Genomic DNA, 20,518 nt, shown 5'->3' with positions numbered 1-20,518 from the left:
CTCCATGGCAAAGATACTATTTTTTATGCGGATACTGGTAGTTGGAATGGTCACGCTACTTGCGTCCGTCTGTTATGCAGAAAAACCGGTATTTGTTCCACCGGCCGAGCGCGCATTGCCTCTCAGTGAAAGACCGTGGCAGAAGAATACCTTTGTGGTCATTGCTTATCATGATGTTGAAGATGATTCCGCGGATCAACGCTATCTGTCGGTACGCAGCAGTGCACTGAGTGAACAATTGGCTTGGTTGAAAGACAATCGCTACAACGTGGTTTCTGTGGATCAAATCTTGGCGGCGCATAATGGTGGGGCGCCTTTACCCAACAAGGCGGTGTTGCTCACTTTCGATGATGGTTACAGCAGTTTTTATTCTCGTGTTTACCCATTATTAGAAGCTAATGATTTGAGTGCCGTGCTAGCCCCGGTTGGCACGTGGATTGATACCCCGGCCAATAAAAAAGTGGATTTTGGTGGTTTAAGCACTGACCGAGACCGTTTCCTGACCTGGAAGCAGATCAGTGAAATGTCAAAATCAAAGTTGATTGAAATTGGTGCGCATACTTACGCCTCACATTATGGCGTGATAGCTAACCCACAAGGGAATACTGAACCGGCTGCGGCCAATCTGATGTATGACCCTAAGACCAAAAAATATGAAACCGAAGCTGCTTTTAAGCAACGGATGGAAAAAGATGTTTCATTGATAACTCAGCGAATTACTCAAGCTACGGGTAAACCGCCACGGGTTTGGGTTTGGCCGTACGGTGCACCAAATGGCACTGTTATCAGTATCTTGCGTCAACACGGCTACCAGATGGCCATGACACTGGAACCGGGCATTGGTAACGTCAATGATTTGATGAATATCCCACGGATTCTGATCAGTAATAATCCGTCGTTAAAAGATTTTGCCCAGTTGGTCACTTCGGTACAGGAAAAAGACATCATGCGCGTCGCGCATGTCGATTTGGATTACCTCTACGATCCCGACCCGGTGCAAGAAAGGGAAAATCTCGATAAATTAGTACAGCGCATTTCTGATTTACGTGTTACCACCGTGTTTTTACAAGCATTTTCTGATCCCAAAGGGGATGGCAATATTCGGCAGGTTTATTTCCCAAATCGCTGGATACCGATGCGCCAAGACCTGTTTAATCGGGTGGCGTGGCAGCTAGCTTCACGCCCTGATGTGGATGTTTATGCCTGGATGCCGGTATTGGCATTTGAAATGGATTCGTCATTACCACGAATTCAACGTATTGATCCAAAAACAGGTAAAACCAGCATCGATCCGGATCAATATCGCCGCCTATCGCCATTTAATCCCGAAGTCAGGCAGCGCATTATTGATATTTACCGCGATCTGGCCTATAGCGCCCCGATTGACGGGATTTTGTATCATGACGATGCCGTCATGTCTGATTTCGAAGATGCATCACCGGATGCTATGCGTGCATACCAAAAAGCAGGTTTCCCAGGGTCGATTGTCGAGATACGCAACAACCCGGAAACCATGGCGCGCTGGACGCACTATAAGAGCAAATATTTGGTCGATTTTACCAATGAATTGACCCGCCAAGTGCGAGATATCCGTGGCCCGCAAGTGAAGTCAGCCCGCAATATATTTGCGATGCCGATTATGGAACCGGAAAGCGAGGCATGGTTTGCACAGAATTTTGATGATTTCTTGGCTAACTATGATTGGGTTGCCCCAATGGCCATGCCATTAATGGAGAAAGTGCCCCTCTCAGAGTCTAACGAGTGGCTCTCTCAAATGGTTAATAAAGTTGCGCAGCGTCCAGGCGCACTCAATAAAACTGTATTTGAACTGCAATCGAAAGACTGGACTAAACCTGAGGGCAATAATGCTATCAGTGGCCCGATCCTGGCAGGATGGATGCGCCAGTTGCAGTTAAATGGCGCGCAAAATTTTGGTTACTATCCGGATAACTTTATCACTGGCGAACCACCGCTGAAAGATGTCCGCCCTGTGCTATCTTCTGCTTGGTATCCTTTATATGATCGATAGAATTATTGCATTACTCATCCTATGTCTGGTACTGAGCATTCCCGCGGGAATGATCCTGCTCTTTACCGGCGATGTGCTGCTGAACTTTGTCTTCTTCTACCCGCTCTTTATGTCTGGCATTTGGATAACTGGCGGTGTCTATTTCTGGCTACGCCGTGAAAGACATTGGCCGTGGGGCGATAATGTTCCTGCGCCGGAACTGAAGGGCAATCCGCTGGTGTCTATTTTAATTCCTTGTTTTAACGAGGGCTTGAATGCGCGGGAAACGATTCACGCGGCATTGGCACAGACCTACACCAATATTGAAGTTATCGCCATCAATGACGGCTCCAGTGATGACACGGCGCAAGTGTTAGATGCAATGTTGGTTGAAGACCCACGCCTGCGTGTTATTCACCTGGCCCATAACCAAGGCAAAGCCATTGCTTTGCGAATGGGCACTGCCGCTGCGCGCAGCGAATATCTGGTGTGTATTGATGGTGATGCCTTGCTGGACAAGAATGCGGTGCCTTATTTGGTCGCGCCGCTGATTGCGAATCCGCGTACTGGCGCAGTGACCGGTAACCCGCGTATCCGCACGCGCTCAACCTTGATTGGCCGTGTTCAGGTGGGGGAATTTTCTTCTATCATTGGGCTGATTAAACGGACTCAGCGCGTGTATGGGCAAGTCTTCACCGTCTCCGGGGTTGTTGCCGCTTTCCGTCGTCGAGCATTGGCGGATGTGGGCTACTGGAGCCCGGATATGATAACTGAAGATATTGATATCAGTTGGAAACTCCAGATAAGACATTGGTCGGTGTTCTTTGAACCTCGGGGCTTGTGCTGGATTTTGATGCCCGAAACGTTAGGTGGGCTGTGGAAGCAACGTCTGCGCTGGGCGCAAGGTGGGGCTGAGGTCTTCCTGAAGAATATGTTCAAGTTGTGGCGCTGGCGTAATCGTCGGATGTGGCTGTTATTCTTGGAATATTCACTGTCTATCACGTGGGCATTTACTTATCTGTTCAGTATCATTCTGTTCCTGCTGGGCTTGGTGATTACCTTACCGCCGGGCATTCATGTGCAGACGGTCTTCCCACCGGCCTTTACCGGGATGGTATTGGCGCTGACGTGTTTGTTGCAATTTGCCATTAGTTTGGTGATTGAACGGCGCTATGAACCTAAACTGGGCAGCTCACTGTTTTGGATTATCTGGTACCCCATGGTCTACTGGATGCTCAGTTTGTTCACTACCGTGGTGTCGTTCCCCAAAGTCATGCTGAACACTAAACGCAAACGTGCGCGCTGGGTCAGCCCGGATCGCGGGATCGGGAGGGTTAAACCATGAGTACGCCTCTGATTCATACCGAGCAGCGGTTAATCCCGCGCTTGATTGATATTACCATTACTGCATTAGCTTGGTTTGGTTTTATCTTCCTGTTTGTGAAGGGCTTTCTGGATATGATCCACCGCGCCCCGAATATGGGGCCAATTCCGTTCAGAATGTATATTTTGGCGGGCCTGACGACACTCGCCTTGTATGCAGCAATTGCCGCATTTAATGCTATCGTGTTGATTGTTTGGGCCAAATATAACCAAGTACGTTTTCAGGTTGAGCGCCGTGGTCATCGTCCGCATTTAGATGATGATGAACTTGCCAATAGTATGGAAATGACGCCTGAGATGATTGCTCAATTAAAAGCAGGCTCCTGCCTCACGCTGTATAATGATGAACACGGCCAATTACTGGATGTCAAAGAAGGATTACAACTTCCCTCTGTGGCACCGGTCGTGAATTTACGCCGAGGATAAGTTTCTCCTCTCTGAATACCTGATAATAAGTGCTAGCCACTTATATCGGGTATTCAGGGTGATTTCGTGTTATTCCCCTAATCAATCTTGCAAAACTCAGTTTTCATTTACCGCCTCTGCTTTATATATTGCAATGATTTGGCAAAATTTATTGCGGTAATAGCCTATGATATTTCTCTGAGAATCAATTAAACCGGAGCACATAGTGAATCAAAATCATTTCGGACAAATTATTGGGGCAGAATTACCACATTGGCAATCTGCACGGCGGCCACAGAAAGAGCTGCTATCCGGGCATTTTTGCTCTCTGGCTCCGATAGACTCAGATAAACATGAAGAATCTTTATATCAGAGCTACCATCTGATAGCCGATGCCAGTGACTGGACCTATTTTTATTGTGAGCGGCCAGAAAATAAAGATGATTTCCAGCAATACCTACAGACATTAATCAGTGCTAAAGATGCTGTCCACTATACAGTGATGGGGACACAATCAGGTTTGGCATTAGGGACGGTAGGTTTACAACGGATTGATGAAAAAAATGGAGTGATTGAAATTGGTTCGGTTAATTGGTCGCCGCGCTTAAAACGCCATTCCGCGGGAACTGAGGCTATCTATTTGCTATTACATTATATATTCGACAAATTAGGCTATCGCCGTTGTGAGTGGAAATGTGATTCATTGAACGGGCCGTCAAATGCGGCGGCAATGCGATTTGGCTTTCAGTATGAAGGGCAATTTCGCCAGGCGATTGTGACTAAAGGGCGTAATAGAGACACTAATTGGTATTCCATAACAGCCCATGAATGGCCACTTATTAAGCAGACGTTTAACAATTGGCTGGACAGCGAAAACTTTGATAGTGAGGGTAAGCAAAAGCGGCGTTTACAGGATTTAAGAATCAGCTGTTAATGGTAACCGGCTTAATTAAGGTTGGCGCTATCTAATTGTTTATAATGGTTATTTTTAATTATCGCCTTTGCTTAAAAAATAATCAAGAAAGGTAAAGGCGAAATAAAAATTGAGTTTAATGCAGTGAGTGAGGCAGGGGGGTTAATAGTATAGCGTGCTATAAAAAATAATTAGAGTGAAATATGACCAAATCGAAATGTTATATTTTTTTACATTTTGCTATCGCGAATCCTCAGAGTGTCATTATACTGTAATCATCTGGCGGTATTTTTCACACGGTGCACAGCTTAGGCTGTTGTTTATCACTGCGGGGATCGCTAATGGTAAAGTCCATGATTGGGCTGTTAAGAGAAAACCAAAGTTTCACCCACGCGACTCGTAGTGACGAGGGCTTTCCCTCCGACTCTCAAATTACAGCAGTAACGCCATTATTTACCTTTAATATATTAGTGTCATCCTTACTTTCTTTGCCTGTATCAACGTCATGTAATCACTCCCCTTGCGATATTGTTTTCATCCGGCCATTAAGCCGGTGTGTTGACTTTATTCGCATTTTCATTGGCTATCATTGGCTGCAAAGGAAGCCAAAACCTCATCTGTATGTGAAACATAATCGCGCAGATAAATCTGCTGCGGTAGGTGAATCAAACTGAAAGGTGCCACTATGGGAAGACAGAAAGCAGTGATCAAAGCTCGTCGTGAAGCGAAACGCGTAATTAGACGTGATTCACGTAGTCATCGTCAGCGTGAGGAAGAAAATGTGACATCGTTAGTGCAAATGGGCGGTGTTGAATCAATCGGTATGGCACGGGATAGCCGTGATACCTCCGCTATTCAGGCGCGTACACAAGCTCAAGGTCATTACTTATCAGCCATAGAAAGTAAACAACTCATCTTCGCCACCGGTGAGGCGGGGTGTGGTAAAACCTTTATTAGCGCGGCCAAGGCTGCTGAAGCATTAATTCACAAAGAAGTTGATAGGATAATTGTGACGCGGCCTGTATTGCAGGCAGATGAAGACTTGGGATTCTTACCCGGTGATATCTCCGAGAAATTCGCGCCATATTTCCGCCCGGTGTATGACATTCTATTGCGCCGCCTCGGATCATCTTTCATGCAATATTGTTTGCGGCCGGAAATCGGTAAAGTAGAAATTGCGCCTTTCGCTTATATGCGTGGGCGTACCTTTGAGAATGCGGTGGTTATTCTTGATGAAGCACAAAATGTAACCGCCAGCCAAATGAAAATGTTTCTGACCCGCCTCGGTGAGAATGTCACCGTTATCGTGAATGGCGATATTACCCAATGCGATCTACCGCGCGGTGTGAAATCCGGTCTTAGCGATGCACTGGAGCGTTTTGCTGAAGATGATATGATTGGCATCATTCGCTTTGATAAGCAGGATTGTGTCCGCTCTGCACTCTGCCAACGCACTTTAAATGCCTATTCATAACTCAACATTATGAATAGATGATAAAAAAGGGCAAGCGCGACTCACGCTTGCCCTTTGCTATTGATAAATAACCGCTATAACATGATTGTTAACATATAAGCTGCAAACAGCGCCAGATGCGCGGTGCCGTTGAGTACATTGGTTCTGCCGGTAGAAAATGAGATTTGCGACAGAAGCAATACACTGGCCATCACCACGATATGCGGTGCTTCAAGCCCAAAATTCAACTCTTGCCCGGTCAATACTGCAATCAAGGTTACCGCAGGGACAGTCAGTGAAATGGTTGCCAGCACAGAACCGAAAAACAGATTCATGGCCCGCTGTACCTGATTTGCCAGCACCGCTTTTAAAGCACCTAATCCTTCTGGTGACAGGATAAGTAAGGCAATCAGGAAGCCGGTAAATTTAGCCGGTGCATTGAGCTCGGTGAGCAGTGCTTCCAATGGGTTCGCGTCAAATTTTGTCACCGCGATTACCGCAACCAAATGAATCAATAACCAAAATGTGTGCCACAGACTACTGTGAGATGAGGGTTTTCCGTGGTGTGGGTCACTCGGGTCATCCCCCTCGTCTTCATGCTCGTAGACAAACAGGTTCTGATGGGTTTTGGTTTGGATAAGCAAGAAAACACCATACATTGCCGCCGAAATAGCCGCAACAACCAAGGATTGTGCCACGGTAAAGTTACCGTCAGGCAAGGTGCTGGGTAATACCAAGACAATAATGGCCAGCGGGAAGATAGCCATCAGATACTGTTTGATACCGACCAAATTGACATGCTGAGTGGCAAATTTGCGGCCACCAAGCAGCAACGACACACCAACTAATCCCCCAATAACAATCATGATGATTGAATAGAGTGTATCCCTCATCAATGCCGGTGCGGCATCGCCAGTCGCCATCATTGCCGAGATCAAACTGACCTCCAACACCACCACTGACAGACTGAGAATCAAGGAACCGTAGGGTTCACCCAGGCGGTGAGCTAGGACGTCTGCATGGCGCACGACACTGAAAGCACTGCTGAGAATACCGACCAGCGCAATCAGGTTAATCACAATGACAGCGGCAAAATTGCTGGTATCGCCCCAAAGATTAAGAATAACCAGCGCAACAATTGGCAGGATAAGGGAGTATTCGTGATGGCGAGATTTAGATCGGCCAGGATCATTTTGCGACTTCATTTTGGGAACGCTCCTAATAACTTTACTGCATTAAACGGGCATTAGAGCCATTTAACGATAATTAAGCGCCATATTGCAGGCTAAGTAGCTTTAAGACTAACAAATAACAGGGAATTGTCGCAGAAAATTTACAGGGTTTTAACGGGGAAAGGTAGAAAAACGTCATAAAAATGGACACGGCAAAGTCATGTCCATTGATTTTACAAATATTAATGAAATCTAGCCGTCAATGTTATCCATTACTTCATGGCGTTGGTGATGATAATCTTCCTCATTGAGGCCTTCGCGCCAATATGGCACGGCGTACAGTTGCTGGCGTTCACAGCCTTTTTCGCGGCGAAGATAGCGGCGCAGCTGCACTACCAGCTTATCTTCACCGGCCAACCAGAATGTCGCTTCTGCCATCGGCAAATCCAGCGCGCAGAATTGGTTAATCACGTCATCAGTTTTTTCAGTGCCGCCTATGACCCAGCTGAGTTCAACACCTGCCGGTTTCACCAGATTTAGCACATCTTGTGGGGTATCGACGCGAATAATGGCATGACCTTGTGCATGGGCCGGCAGTGTTTCCAACAAGGCGGCAATTGCCGGCAGTGAAGAGGGGTCACCCACCAGATAACTGTATGTCGCCGCTGGCAGCATGGTTTCAGGCCCGCCGGGATTGGTAATTCCCAGCCAATCCCCGGCTTTGGCATGGCGGGCAAAATTGACCGCCGGGCCGCTGTGGTCATGCAGCGCAAATTCAATATCTATCTCACAAAGTTCAGGGCGAATAGCGCGCACAGAATAGGTTCGCACCGTCGGGCGCACATCCGCAGCGGGCCATTGCGGGCCTTTTTCGCCAAGAACCGGTAATTCTGGCTGGGTTTGATGCGCCAATGGCAGGAAAATTTTTAGATGCGCACCAGCACAATCTGCCGGGTAATTTTGCAATGTTGGGCTGTGAAAGGTAATTCGGCGCAAATGTGGCGAACTGTCTACCACCTGTTTGACTTGTACTAGGCGCGGCGGAGTCGGGCGGTATTTGGTTTTTGCTGCTGTTGATTCTGCAGTCACAGTTTATCCCTCTAATCTTATGGTGTTTTATTCTGGGTCATCAGCCAGCATGGCATGGCTTACAAAGAGATGAATTATATCACCAAGAAATGTTAATGATAATTATTTGCATGAAAACAATGTATGGAAAACGAAAATATACATTTGCGCCCATCGAGCAAACGTTTGGCCGGTGAATTTAATGAGACGGTTTTATCACTGGCCCCAAAGGGCAATCCGCTATATTAAAAAGTTATTTAATATAGCGGATTGCATGTTTGAGTCGCGGGTCGGGTAAAATGGGGCCGCTTTGCTAAATATTTATTTTTTTGAAAAATAAGACTATTTTTAAAATCTATGGACTAATATGTTTTTTCTGTTAGCCATTAACTTTTCTTAGTACAAAAAAACATAAGCAACGGTTTTTTTGTCTTTGTTTGTCCCGCTCATTCGCCGTAAATCTATTTATACCTTATGCACTTGCCACTGACCTGTTACGCCATTTGCATTGGGCATATCAATAGAATGAAATGAAAGGGGCTTGGTATGAATTTCCAGCAGCTAAAAATTATTCGGGAATCAGCCCGTTGCAATTACAACCTGACTGAAGTGGCCAATAGCTTATTTACTTCGCAATCTGGCGTTAGCCGCCATATTCGCGAGCTAGAAGAGGAACTGGGTATTGAGATATTTATTCGGCGCGGTAAACGGCTATTAGGAATGACCGAGCCGGGTAAAGAATTGCTGACAGTTGCCGAGCGCATGCTAAATGATGCTAATCAAATCCGTCGGTTAGCGGATGTGTTTAGTAATAATGACAGTGGGCAGCTACATATCGCCACCACACATACTCAAGCGCGTTATAGTTTGCCGCGGGTGATTAAAGAGTTTCGTCTGCTGTATCCGCAGGTAAAATTGGTTATTAGTCAGGGAAATCCGCAAGAAATCGCGGCGATGTTGCAATCTGGTGAAGCTGATATTGGCATTGCCACTGAATTATTGATGAGTGATGAATCTGTGGCGGCGTTTCCTTATTATCGCTGGCATCACGCGATTGTAGTGCCAGAAAATCACCCATTAACACAAGAGCCGAATATCACTCTGGAAACCCTAAGCACCTTGCCCTTAATTACCTATCGGCAAGGAATAACAGGCCGCTCCCGGCTGGATAATGCTTTCAAAAATGCCGGATTAACCCCTGATATCGCCCTGAGCGCGCAGGATTCTGATGTGATTAAAACCTATGTTGAACTGGGCCTGGGGGTGGGGATCTTGGCGGATATGTCTTATGAAACCCATCGTGATAAAGGGTTGGTGCGGCTCAATGCCGAGCATCTGTTTGATGCTAATACCGTGTGGTTAGGGTTAAAACGGGGCCAGTTACAACGTAACTTTATCTGGTTCTTTATCCAGCTGTGTAATCCCACACTGTCCCTGCATGATATTAAAGAGAAAGTATTGGCAGAAGCGCTAGATGAGGCCGCCATTGATTTTGAGATTTAGTGTGGATGTGCGGTGCTGACCCGTCGGGTAACATCGTCAGTCAAGGTCATCATTGTCTGGCGTGAATTGCACCCGCACCTCTGTTCCACCCACTTCCCGTTGACGAATATCACACCGGCCATTTAGGCTCGCGGCCCGGTCTTGCATAATCATCAGGCCATAATGGTTGGGCCGCTGATGGGCTTGGCCAATCCCACAACCATTGTCAGTGATGGACATGACAACATCACCTTGTTCGGTGGTGATGTTCACCGCGGCTTCAGTGGCGTGGGCATGCTTATAGATATTATTTAGTGCTTCGCGGGCGATATTGACCATGTGAATGGCTTGATGGGTAGGAACCGCGTCTGATGGCAAGTTGCAATTGAGAGTGATGGGCAAACCGGCGCGCTCGCTGAATTCATTGACCAATGTTTGCAGTGCGGCCTGTAATGTCGCCTCGTGGAGTTTTAAACGGAAGGTTGTCAGCAACTCACGCAATTGGCGATAGGCAATGTTAAGTTCATCGCGCATCTGTTGAATCAATAACTTACTGGGGTCGGGCAAGTCAGGAACCTGCATTTGCAAACAACTGATTTGTATTTTCAGACAGGAAAGAGATTGGGCGATAGAGTCATGTAATTCGCGCGCAATAGCGGAGCGCTCTTCCATCAGCAGTAATTGTTGCTGATGCCTCGCCTGACTTTCCAGTGCTAGCGTGCTGGTTAATTGCTCGACTAGCATATTTACCAACTGTTGTTGATCTGAATTGAGCGGGTTTTCTGAGGGGATTGTTGCCAGTAATAAACCATATTGACCAAGTTTATCACTCAAACTCCAACTGAGAGACTCCCGCGTTGTCGCGGAGCTCGCAGTAAATGAAGAGCCACTAATGGTTAAGTGTGTAGGGCTATTTTGCGGTGGGAAGTATTCACCATCCAAATTGTTAGTCAGACTTGAGCGATAAAGATGATTTTCATATAAACAGATTTGCACATTTTCCAATGGTGTCAGTGTTTGTAATTGTTCAATCACTGGCACCAACCGCTCACTGAGCGGCTGAGAAGTATGCAGTTGGCGGCTGCTGTGGTAAAGGAAGGCCAAAACCTGGTTTTTCTGTTGTAAATCAGCGGTTTTCTGGGCAACACGCTGTTCCAGGTGGCTGTATATCACCGAAAGTTCTTGCGACATGCGGTTTAATGCCGCGCCCAGCATCCCCATTTCGTCGCGCTGATGGGGCAAAATAAAGCGCTTGCTGAAGTCACCGCGGCCAATTGCATTTGCCATCGAGATCAATTGCAGCCATGGACGTAATAAACGACGGCGAAGGTAATAAATGGTGGCGAGCATTAACCCCAGAGTTAACACAATGAAAACTAACTGAATCAGGGTCACCAACAGCAGGCGCTGCTCGGTTTTATGGTCAATAGCCAAGACTAATGCATCCAGTTGATGCACAAAATCGGCCACACTGGCGGCAACATCATCGGGCTGTTTGGCTTGCAGCAGTTGTGGTTTCAAGGTGGTTTGCCAATAGCGTTCGATTTGCTGATATTGACCGGTCAGCCCCTCGCGCTGAAGGGCGAGTTGTAAATCACTACTGGTTTTGTCTTGCTCCAGGGCTGCCAGATAGCGCTGATCTGCTTTATCTAACGGCACGATGGAAAGCAGCCGGTAGCTTTGCATTCGTAGAGAACCCGCTTTATTGATGGCGTGCGCATTACCTTGAATGCTTTGGGCCATCCATGACGAAATTGTCATGCCCGCCAGCCCCAACATGCCCAGCAGTATCATCAGCAATGCAATCTGATTAACTAATGGGATTAGGTAACGTTTCATAATGCGGTATTCCCTTAACTAATATATTCGTCATGCTGCGAGCGGCATGTGCGCCAGGCCCCCCGGTCACTGAGGTGTGTCAGTTGTTGGGGGCGGCCCCATTGCCGCTTTCCCAGCACGCGAATTATTGAGCATATCAGCGTGGCCACCTTGCCGTTTTTTATCTCAAGATGTTGCGTTAATGGGATTTCATCCCAGCGGCTGTCATCATCATACGGAACAGCTGAGATACTGCCAATAATGCCAGCACACTACTGCACCAGATAAGCAACAGCCAGCCGACTTTTTTCCACCAAGGAGATTTTATCGGCTCCACTATTTGGGCCGGTGGTTGTGATTTGATCATTCAGTGATAGCCCTGTTGGTGATTGATTTTCCCCCGGAATACGTAGTAGCTCCAGAAGGTATAAACCAGAATAATGGGAATAATAAAGAGTGCGCCAACCAGCATGAAACCAAGACTTTGCGCCGGTGCCGCTGCCTGCCATAGGGTAATTGATGGCGGAATAAGATATGGCCAGATACTGATGCCCAAACCGCTGTAACCCAAAAAGACTAACAAGAGTGTGAGCAGGAATGGTGCGTAATGACCGCCATTTTTGACTGCGCGAAGTAAAGCCCCGCTGGCCAGCAGTACCAATATAGGCACGGGGAGGAACCAGAACAGATTCGGTAAGCTAAACCAACGTGCAGCAATGTGTGGCTGGCTCAGGGGGGTCCACAAGCTAATGATGGCAATAATGAGCAGCATAATAATTGTCAGCGGCTTGGCCAATTTATACATCACTTGCTGAACATGTCCGTCAGTTTTCATGATGAGCCAGCTACACCCCAGCAGAGCATAGGCCACAACCAGACCCAAGCCACAAAACAGTGCAAAAGGAGTGAACCAATCAAATGGCCCGCCACTGTAACTGCGACCCGAAACCGGGAAACCGTGAATAAAAGCGCCGACGACCATTCCTTGTGTAAAGGTGGCAATCAATGAGCCGCCAATAAAAGCTTTATCCCAGATATGCTGTTTTTCCGCTGTGGCTTTAAAGCGGAACTCGAAGGCAACGCCACGGAAAATCAGCCCCAGCAGCATTAATGTCAGTGGGATTGCCAAAGCATCAAGAATCACTGCATAAGCCAGCGGGAAAGCCCCCAGTAATGCCGCGCCCCCTAGAACCAACCAGGTTTCGTTGCCATCCCACACCGGGGCAACACTGTTCATCATCAAATCACGGTCAGGACTGTTTTTCACCAGCGGGAACAGGATGCCAATCCCTAAATCAAAGCCATCCATCACCACGTACATCATGGTGCTAAAGACAATGATGACAAACCAAATCAGTGGAAGATCAATGCCCATAATTAGCTCCTGTTTTGGTTATTGTCGGTCGTCAATAAAGGGTCATCAGCATGCAGTGGGTCACTGACTGCCGACAGCGGGCGGGCTGGCGTGGCATGGTGGCCTGGGCCTCCCGGGTTTTGCTGCTGCCCCTCATGGGTCTTTGGCCCGGTGCGAATAAGTCGCATCATATAGGCGTAGCCCACACCAAACACTGAGCCATACACCAAGATAAAAATCAGCAAGCTGATGCTCATATGCAGTTCACCATGTGATGAGACGGCATCACTGGTGCGCTGCAAACCATAGACGACCCACGGCTGGCGGCCTACCTCGGTGGTAAACCAACCCGCCAGAATGGCAATCAACCCGGATGGGCCCATCCACAGCACAAAATAGAGGAAGGGGCGAGAGTGATATAGCCCGCCGCGCCAACGGAGCCATAAACTCCAAAATCCGGCCAAAATCATCAACATGCCTAATCCGACCATTATACGAAAAGACCAGAATACGATGGTTGAGTTCGGGCGGTCTTCGGTGGGGAAAGATTTCAACGCGGGGATCTGTTTTTCCAGACTGTGTGTCAGGATTAGGCTCCCTAAATAAGGGATTTCCAGCGCGAAACGGGTTTTCTCTTGTTGCATGTCAGGCCAGCCAAACAGAATCAGTGGCGTGGGTTCACCGGGTTTATTCTCCCAATGGCCTTCAATCGCAGCGATTTTAGCCGGTTGATATTCCAGCGTATTTAGACCATGGGCATCGCCAATCACCGCCTGAAGTGGGGCGACAATCAAGGCCATCCACATCGCCATCGAGAGCATTTTTCGCATTGCCGGCGTATCGCGTTTGCGCAGCAAATGCCAGGCCGCAGAAGCCCCAACAAAGAATGCCGAGGCCAAAAACGCGGCGGTTGACATGTGCAACAGGCGATAGGGGAAGGAGGGGTTAAATATCACTTTTAGCCAGTCAACCGGCACCACTTGCCCGTTAATGACTTCAAATCCTTGCGGGGTTTGCATCCAGCTGTTGGAGGCCAGTATCCAGAAGGTCGACATCAGCGTTCCTAATGCCACCATGCAGGTGGCAAAGAAATGCAGACCGGGGCCAACACGATTCCAGCCAAACAGCATAACCCCCAGAAAACCAGCTTCGAGGAAGAAGGCGGTTAACACTTCATAAGTTAACAATGGGCCGGTGATGCTACCCGCAAATTCAGAGAAAAAGCTCCAGTTGGTGCCAAACTGGTAGGCCATGACCAAGCCGGAAACCACCCCCATGCCAAAGTTGACGGCGAAAATTTTGGACCAGAAATGGTAAAGATCGCGGTAATCCTCATTTTTGGTTTTGAGCCATAAACCTTCCAGCACCGCCAAAAAGCTGGCCAGCCCGATAGTGATAGCAGGGAAGATGATATGGAACGAAATGGTAAAAGCGAATTGGATTCTGGCCAACTCGAGAGCGGTTAAGCCAAACATAGCGACCTCACTGCAAACATGGTGCTGCCTCATCAAACTATAAAATAAATCGCGCCACATTGCCTACTGTGTGGCGTTGCAACGGGCGATTATTTCGCGGAGTAAACTTGGCAGTTAGTTAACCATAAGTTAAAGTGGCTATAATAGTGACAATTAATTCAATCTTACCTATAACAGTTGGCTTATGACGCGATATGAACAGTTAGCGCAACAAATCCGGGCGCAAATCCAGTCCAAGGTGTGGCAAGCGGGTGACAAACTGCCCTCGCTGCGGGAAAGTTGTAAGCAGTCGGGGTTAAGCTTAATGACCGTGGTGCAGTCTTATCAGCTACTGGAAAGCCAGGGATGGATCGTGGCGCGCCCGCAGTCAGGTTATTATGTTGCCTCGCGCCCGACTCAATTGCCCCAGCCACAGCGGGGGAAAAAACTGCATCTGGATGAGCAGGTCGACATTAATACCTTTATTTTTGATGTGTTACAGGCCGGTAAAGACCCGGCCATCATGCCTTTTGGTTCAGCATTTCCTGACCCCAGCTTATTGTTACAGCCCCGTTTATCCCGCGCGCTGGCGGGGGTCGCGCGGAAAATATCCCCGCAGAGCTCGGTCACTAACTTGCCCCCGGGCAATGAAAGTTTACGGCGCAATATTGCTCAGCGCTATGCGGCCAGTGGGATGAATGTTTCACCGGAAGAAATTGTCATTACTGCGGGGGCGATGGAGTCTCTTAGCCTGAGTTTACAAGCGGTTACTCAGCCCGGAGATTGGGTTGTGATTGAGTCACCGGCATTTTATGGTGCATTACAGGCCATCGAGCGGCTGCGCTTAAAGGCCATCGCCATTACGACCCACCCGCAGCAGGGGATGGATCTCGATGCGCTCGAGCAGGTTATCAGTCAGTACCCCATCAAAGCCTGTTGGCTGATGAGCCACTTTCAGAACCCGCTAGGCTGTACTATGTCTTGGCCTCAGAAAAAACGGCTGGTGGCGCTGTTGCAGCAACATAATATTTCGCTGATTGAAGATGATGTCTATGGCGAGTTGTACTTCGGTGCGGAGCGCCCTTTGCCGGCGAAAGCACTCGACCAACACCGGCAGATTCTGCATTGTTCCTCTTTTTCCAAATGTCTGGCCCCGGGGTTTCGTGTGGGCTGGGTTGCGGCGGGTGAACATGCACAGCGGGTACAACATCTGCAGCTGATGAGCACGGTTTCTGCCAGTGTTCCGACTCAGTTGGCGATTGCCGATTATCTCAGTCAAGGCGGGTATGATACTCACTTGCGCCGGTTGCGCCGCATCATGGAGCAGCGGCTTAATGCACTGCGCCAGGCGGTTGTTGAGCACTTTCCCAAGCATGTCAAAATTAGCCATCCCGCGGGAGGGTATTTCTTGTGGCTGGAATGTGAGCCGCCTTTCAATGCCAGTGAACTGTATCGCCGCGCGCTGGCGCAGGGGGTCAGTATTGCGCCGGGGCGGATGTTTACGACCGGCAACCAATTTGATCACTGCTTTCGTCTGAATGCCTCATTTGCCTGGTCGGAACAGAGTGAAAAAGCCATTGGTATTCTGGCTATGCTGATAACTCAACTGACCCGCGGTGTTGAAAGTCGCCCGCGTTAATTTTGCTATTTCCTTTCGCAATTAATTGATGCTGCCCCCCAGAAAATGGGGCTATGCCAGCATTACCTTCTACTGAAAAGTCCGCCATTTTTGTGCTGTTGTTATGCATAAATGGCGTGACCCATCATGTCATATTCACTTTTGCTACAGCAGAAATGCACTTAATTGATGCATTCACTGCTCATTTATAGGGCGCTAGGAATATTTATTGTTATTTTTGTGTTGCAAAAGTGTGATCTGATAGAGCAAAAATCAACATTGGTATCAAGTGCATATAATTTCGAGCGCAAGCCCGCTAATAGGTCAAATCATGGGCTTAACATCAGTATGAATGCGGCCTATATGCATAGTTATGCATTTTAAATATTTGTTTTAATGAGAATTATACATTTTATTCACATTGCGAGCGGTGTGGCACGAAAGCTGCTCTACACTTTATATCAGGTGAATATATTTCATTCTTTATTGTTAACAGAATAAGAGATTTGTTGTGGCGGGGCGGTGATTCCTAACCACACATCTCGCCACCCGATATTTACGCTGATTAAAGAGGCCACTATGGAACAGCCAATCCCGGTTACCCGACAGTCTTTTGATGAATGGATCGTCCCAACTTATGCTCCAGCAGATTTTATTGTGGTACGTGGCGAGGGCGCGACGGTGTGGGATCAGCAGGGCAAATCTTATATCGATTTTGCCGGGGGAATTGCAGTCAATGCCTTGGGGCATGGGCATCCCGCGGTCAAAGCTGCATTGATTGAGCAAGCAGATAAAGTATGGCATTTGGGCAACGGATATACCAATGAGCCGGTGCTGCGCCTGGCAAAACAACTGATTGATGCCACTTTCGCTGAAAAAGTATTTTTCTGTAACTCAGGGGCGGAAGCCAATGAAGCGGCGCTGAAATTAGCACGTAAATATGCATTGGATAATTTTGCCAATAAGCCGGGGCAACAAGGGGAAAAGAATCAGATTGTTGCCTTCAGAAATGCGTTTCATGGCCGGACATTATTCACTGTTTCGGCGGGGGGGCAGCCTAAGTATTCACAGGATTTCGCGCCATTGCCGGGGGGGATTAAACACGGCATTTTCAATGATCTGGCTTCTGCCGAGGCCCTGATTACAGACCAAACCTGTGCGGTGATTGTCGAACCGATTCAGGGCGAGGGCGGAGTATTACCGGCTGATAGTGAGTTCCTGCATGGCCTGCGCGCATTGTGTGATCGCCATCAGGCATTACTGATTTTTGATGAAGTGCAAACCGGAGTGGGTCGCACCGGTGAACTGTATGCTTACATGCACTATGGCGTGACACCGGATGTCCTGACCAGTGCCAAAGCACTGGGCGGCGGGTTCCCGATTGGCGCGATGCTGACGACCACAAAATATGCCAGTGCATTGAATGTCGGCAGTCACGGGACAACTTATGGTGGCAATCCACTGGCTTGTGCCGTGGCGGGAACGGTTTTGTCCCTCATTAATACTCCTGATGTATTGGCGGGAGTGAAAGAAAGGCATCAATGGTTTTTGGATGGATTGGCGGACATTAATGCGCGTTACAAGGTTTTTGCAGAAATCCGTGGCCGCGGCTTATTAATTGGCTGTGTGCTTAACAGCGATTACGCCGGTAAATCCAAAGATATCATTCAGGCTGCGGCGCAACATGGGCTGATAGCCTTGATTGCCGGGCCCGATGTAGTGCGCTTTGCACCGTCACTGATTATCTCGCAACACGATATTAAACAGGGCTTGGCCCGACTTGCCATGGGTATTGAGCAAGTCTGCCGTAAGGCTAAGCCGTAAAATTGATGCAGTCAGCAAGGGACCTTGAATATGATGATCATTCGCCCGGTAGAGCGCCGTGATTTAGCCGATATTCTTGAATTGGCTGGGAAAACCGGCGTTGGCATGACCTCACTGCCACAAAATGAGCAGCACCTCGCCGCGAGAATTGAGCGCGCAATAAATACCTGGCAAGGTTCTTTGGCTGTGGGTGAACAGGGCTACCTGTTTGTGCTGGAAGATACTGAGCGTGGGAAAGTGGTGGGGGTTAGCGCCATTGAAGTGGCGGTTGGGATGAATGATCCTTGGTATAATTTTCGGGTGGGGACGTTGGTGCATGCCTCGAAAACGCTCAATGTATACAAATCTGTCCCGACCCTGTTTTTGAGCAATGACCACACCGGTTACAGCGAGTTATGTACACTGTTTCTCGATCCCGAGTACCGTAAGGATAAAAACGGCCCCTTCTTGTCAAAAGTTCGTTTTCTGTTTATTGCTGCATTTCGCCAGTATTTCTCGCGCAAAGTGATTGCCGAAATGCGGGGTTATACCGATGAGCAAGGCCGCTCGCCATTTTGGGAGAATGTCGGCCGCCACTTTTTTGCTATTGAATTTGCTAAGGCGGACTATCTGAGTGGGACAGGGCAAAAAGCCTTTATTGCTGAATTGATGCCCAAGCACCCGCTGTATGTGGACTTTCTGGCGCAGGAAGCCCGGGCGGTGATAGGCCAGGTGCATCCTCATACTGCGCCGGCTCGTGCGGTTTTGGAAACGGAAGGGCTACAATATCAGGGCTATGTGGACATTTTTGATGGTGGCCCGACATTAGAGGCCAATACCGATGAAGTGCGGGCGATACGGGATAGCAGCCAGCGAAAAGTGGTTATCGACGATATCGACATTGACCCCAGTGGCACGGCTTATTTGGTGTCCAATGACAGTTATAAATATTTCCGCTCGATATTGCTCAACACTCATTTATCAGATGAATTTCTGCATTTAACACCTGAAAATGCCGCCGCGCTGGGTGTGGTGGCCGGTGATATGGTTCGGATAATCAGCCTCTTTGCTCCGGAGACCAAAAAATGACCCATCCCGCACTGTTTATTCAGGGAGAATGGCGCACCGGTAAAGGTGCTCATTTTGACAAGCATGACCCGATGGAGCAGCAATTATTATGGCAAGCGCGTGCGGCGGATAGCACGGATGTCGCCACGGCCTGCCGCGCCGCTCGGGACGCGTTCCCAGCTTGGGCCAGAACGCCACTGGAACAGCGGGTGGCGATGGTGCAACGTTTTGCCGCGCTGCTCGCACAGCATAAACAGCAACTGGCGCGCACTATTAGCCTGGAAACCAGCAAACCGCATTGGGAAACTCTGACGGAAGTGCAGGCGATGGTGGGGAAAGTGGCCATTTCATTGCAGGCTTACCAAACTCGCACCGGTAGCAGTCAAACCCCAATGGCTGAGGGCGTTTCAGTGCTGCGCCACCGGCCACATGGGGTGCTAGCCGTCTTCGGCCCTTATAATTTCCCCGGGCACCTGCCGAATGGTCATATTGTTCCCGCCTTGCTGGCGGGCAATACGGTGGTGTTTAAACCCAGCGAACTGACGCCAGTAACCGCCGAAGAAACCGTTAAATTATGGCAGTTGGCAGGTATCCCCGCGGGGGTGCTCAATTTAGTGCAGGGTGGGCGTGAAACGGGCGAGGCACTGGCGGCACAGCCAGAGATTGACGGCCTACTGTTTACTGGCAGTGCTAATACTGGTTATCACTTGCACCGGCAGTTAGCGGGGCAGCCAGAGAAAATTCTGGCGCTGGAGATGGGCGGCAATAATGCCCTTATCGTCGAGCAGGTTACTGACTGTGATGCGGCGGTGAACCTGGCGATTCAGTCTGCTTTTATCTCTGCCGGTCAGCGCTGCACCTGTTCGCGCCGTCTGTTGGTGAAATGTGGCGCCCAAGGGGATGCTTTCCTGCAACGTTTTGTGGCGGTGGCCAAGGCACTGCGTATTGGACGTTGGGATATGCAGCCGCCACCGTTTATGGGCGCGGTTATCTCCGCTCAGGCAGCGGAAAAAATGTTGGCAGCACAGCAACATTTGCTGGCGTTAGGCGGGAAATCCTTATTGACCATGACCCGGCCTGATAGCCAAAGTGCGGTGTTGACACCGGGTATTATTGATATCAGCGGTGTCAATGATGTGCCTGATGAAGAGTATTTTGGCCCGCTGGTGAGTGTTATCCGCTATGACGATTTTAGTCAGGCGCTAAAAATAGCGAATCAGACCCGATTTGGTTTAGCCATCGGCCTGGTGTCAGAAGACCGGCAACAGTTTGAACAGCTGCTTCTTGAAGCTCGCGCGGGGATTGTTAACTGGAATAAACCCTTAACCGGGGCCTCCAGTGCAGCACCATTTGGTGGTATTGGGGCCTCGGGGAATCATCGGCCAAGTGCATTTTATGCCGCTGATTATTGCGCCTGGCCAATGGCATCGCTGGAAAGTGAGCATCTGACACTGCCAGCCACTTTGTCGCCGGGGATTTCTTTTGATTTACCCGAGTAGCCAATCGCGCGTGAATGGAG

16 protein-coding genes are annotated in these 20,518 nt (G+C 48.8%); 10 read left to right on the top strand and 6 right to left on the bottom strand.

Features of this window, described 5'->3' with window-relative positions:
* The first annotated feature begins 4 nt into the window (after positions 1-4).
* The 5 genes from pgaB to phoH all read left to right on the top strand — a co-directional run bounded on the left by pgaB (position 5) and on the right by phoH (position 6,183).
* Entirely contained in the window at positions 5-2,029 is a 2,025-nt protein-coding gene (pgaB, locus tag D5F51_RS10005; protein WP_129196462.1) for a poly-beta-1,6-N-acetyl-D-glucosamine N-deacetylase PgaB, read from the top strand.
* Positions 2,019-3,353, top strand: a complete 1,335-nt coding sequence (pgaC, locus tag D5F51_RS10000; protein ID WP_025378022.1) for a poly-beta-1,6-N-acetyl-D-glucosamine synthase — start codon at positions 2,019-2,021, stop codon at positions 3,351-3,353. The genes pgaB and pgaC overlap by 11 nt, the downstream gene beginning before the upstream one ends.
* Positions 3,350-3,817, top strand: a complete 468-nt coding sequence (pgaD, locus tag D5F51_RS09995) for a poly-beta-1,6-N-acetyl-D-glucosamine biosynthesis protein PgaD (RefSeq protein ID WP_025378023.1) — start codon at positions 3,350-3,352, stop codon at positions 3,815-3,817. Before pgaC ends, pgaD begins: the two co-directional genes overlap by 4 nt.
* Before the next feature lie 205 nt (positions 3,818-4,022).
* Positions 4,023-4,730, top strand: coding sequence for a GNAT family N-acetyltransferase (locus D5F51_RS09990; RefSeq protein ID WP_129196460.1), 708 nt, complete (start codon positions 4,023-4,025; stop codon positions 4,728-4,730).
* Positions 4,731-5,394: 664 nt separating this feature from the next.
* Positions 5,395-6,183 (top strand): phosphate starvation-inducible protein PhoH, encoded by a 789-nt coding sequence (gene phoH, locus D5F51_RS09980; RefSeq protein ID WP_025378025.1) that lies wholly within the window; start codon positions 5,395-5,397, stop codon positions 6,181-6,183.
* Positions 6,184-6,257: 74 nt separating this feature from the next.
* On the opposite strand, the gene chaA is transcribed toward phoH, so the two are convergent.
* Positions 6,258-7,367: a sodium-potassium/proton antiporter ChaA gene (gene chaA, locus D5F51_RS09975; protein ID WP_129196458.1), complete on the bottom strand. Its 1,110-nt coding sequence runs from the start codon at positions 7,365-7,367 to the stop codon at positions 6,258-6,260.
* Positions 7,368-7,586: 219 nt separating this feature from the next.
* Positions 7,587-8,423, bottom strand: a complete 837-nt coding sequence (locus D5F51_RS09970; RefSeq protein ID WP_129196456.1) for a siderophore-interacting protein — start codon at positions 8,421-8,423, stop codon at positions 7,587-7,589.
* A 525-nt stretch (positions 8,424-8,948) separates the two neighbouring features.
* On the opposite strand from D5F51_RS09970, the gene cbl reads away from it, so the two are divergent.
* Positions 8,949-9,905: an HTH-type transcriptional regulator Cbl gene (cbl, locus tag D5F51_RS09965; protein WP_025378029.1), complete on the top strand. Its 957-nt coding sequence runs from the start codon at positions 8,949-8,951 to the stop codon at positions 9,903-9,905.
* A 36-nt stretch (positions 9,906-9,941) separates the two neighbouring features.
* Here cbl and narX read toward each other — a convergent pair whose 3' ends face one another.
* The 4 genes from narX to D5F51_RS09945 form a co-directional block, all read right to left on the bottom strand.
* Positions 9,942-11,723, bottom strand: coding sequence for a nitrate/nitrite two-component system sensor histidine kinase NarX (gene narX, locus D5F51_RS09960; protein WP_129196454.1), 1,782 nt, complete (start codon positions 11,721-11,723; stop codon positions 9,942-9,944).
* Positions 11,724-11,901: 178 nt separating this feature from the next.
* On the bottom strand, positions 11,902-12,069 hold the full coding sequence (locus tag D5F51_RS09955) for a DUF2474 domain-containing protein (RefSeq protein ID WP_129196452.1): 168 nt from the start codon (positions 12,067-12,069) through the stop codon (positions 11,902-11,904).
* Positions 12,070-13,077, bottom strand: a complete 1,008-nt coding sequence (gene cydB, locus D5F51_RS09950) for a cytochrome d ubiquinol oxidase subunit II (RefSeq protein WP_087768613.1) — start codon at positions 13,075-13,077, stop codon at positions 12,070-12,072. It abuts the gene before it with no gap.
* A 2-nt stretch (positions 13,078-13,079) separates the two neighbouring features.
* Positions 13,080-14,531 (bottom strand): cytochrome ubiquinol oxidase subunit I, encoded by a 1,452-nt coding sequence (locus D5F51_RS09945; RefSeq protein WP_129196450.1) that lies wholly within the window; start codon positions 14,529-14,531, stop codon positions 13,080-13,082.
* 184 nt (positions 14,532-14,715) lie between these two features.
* On the opposite strand from D5F51_RS09945, the gene D5F51_RS09940 reads away from it, so the two are divergent.
* The 4 genes from D5F51_RS09940 (at position 14,716) to astD (ending at position 20,498) form a co-directional block, all read left to right on the top strand.
* Positions 14,716-16,149 (top strand): aminotransferase-like domain-containing protein, encoded by a 1,434-nt coding sequence (locus D5F51_RS09940; RefSeq protein WP_129196448.1) that lies wholly within the window; start codon positions 14,716-14,718, stop codon positions 16,147-16,149.
* A 558-nt stretch (positions 16,150-16,707) separates the two neighbouring features.
* Positions 16,708-17,952: an aspartate aminotransferase family protein gene (locus D5F51_RS09930; RefSeq protein ID WP_129196446.1), complete on the top strand. Its 1,245-nt coding sequence runs from the start codon at positions 16,708-16,710 to the stop codon at positions 17,950-17,952.
* A 30-nt stretch (positions 17,953-17,982) separates the two neighbouring features.
* The gene (astA, locus tag D5F51_RS09925) at positions 17,983-19,020 is read left to right on the top strand and encodes an arginine N-succinyltransferase (RefSeq protein WP_129196444.1); all 1,038 of its coding nucleotides are present in this window, start codon (positions 17,983-17,985) and stop codon (positions 19,018-19,020) included.
* Positions 19,017-20,498 (top strand): succinylglutamate-semialdehyde dehydrogenase, encoded by a 1,482-nt coding sequence (astD, locus tag D5F51_RS09920; RefSeq protein ID WP_129196442.1) that lies wholly within the window; start codon positions 19,017-19,019, stop codon positions 20,496-20,498. The genes astA and astD overlap by 4 nt, the downstream gene beginning before the upstream one ends.
* Positions 20,499-20,518 lie beyond the last annotated feature (20 nt).

The organism is Yersinia hibernica, from assembly GCF_004124235.1.
Taxonomy (GTDB): Bacteria; Pseudomonadota; Gammaproteobacteria; order Enterobacterales; family Enterobacteriaceae; genus Yersinia; species Yersinia hibernica.
The sequence above is the reverse complement of the archived record's forward strand: the minus strand, read 5'-3'. Positions and strand labels throughout refer to the sequence as shown.